Annotated in this window: 1 protein-coding gene; it reads left to right on the top strand. The window is 58.1% G+C overall.

Translation table 11 applies throughout. From position 1 onward, the window contains the following. Window positions 1–608 (top strand): ATP-binding protein (locus HMPREF2792_RS09280; protein WP_070533108.1); only part of this gene is annotated, 608 nt, incomplete at both ends.

The raw sequence follows: 608 nt of genomic DNA, 5'->3' as shown, positions 1-608 counted from the left end.
ACGCACTCGATAAAGAAGTCGCGGCCAGGCGTGAACGACGCATCAACAAACTGCTAAAAGCATCCCGATCGCCAAACCTTGATGCTTGCCTTGAAAACGTGGTCTGCACGCCTGACCGCAACATCAACCCCGAGCAAGTCAGCAGACTCGCTCACGGACAATGGTGCCACCTGGGCCAAAACATTGTCATCCTGGGCAAATCCTCAGTCGGCAAAACCTACCTCGCCCAAGCCCTGATCACAGCAGCATGCCGCAACGACTACTCCGCACGGTTCTACCGCACCGACATGCTCGCCGCCGAACTGGCAGTCCTCCAACCCGATGACCCCGCACGGCTGAAGTTCATCCAGCACCTCCACGACGTCGACGTCCTGGTCCTCGATGACTTCCTGACCACACCTGTGGATGCCGCGACCGCGCACCAACTTCTCAATATCCTCGCCGGGCGAGAAGGCAAAGTCTCAACGATAGTGACCTCACAATTCACCCCACTGGAGTGGTACAAGTCCATCCCCGACGCCGTGATCTCCGAGTCAATCCTCAACCGACTCGTCTCCGGCGCCGAGATCATCACACTCGAAGGACCAAACATGCGCCTCACCACCAAC

Origin of the sequence: Corynebacterium sp. HMSC068H04 (assembly GCF_001811255.1) — a bacterium.
In the GTDB taxonomy this organism is placed as follows: Bacteria; Actinomycetota; Actinomycetes; order Mycobacteriales; family Mycobacteriaceae; genus Corynebacterium; species Corynebacterium hesseae.
The sequence above is the reverse complement of the archived record's forward strand: the minus strand, read 5'-3'. Positions and strand labels throughout refer to the sequence as shown.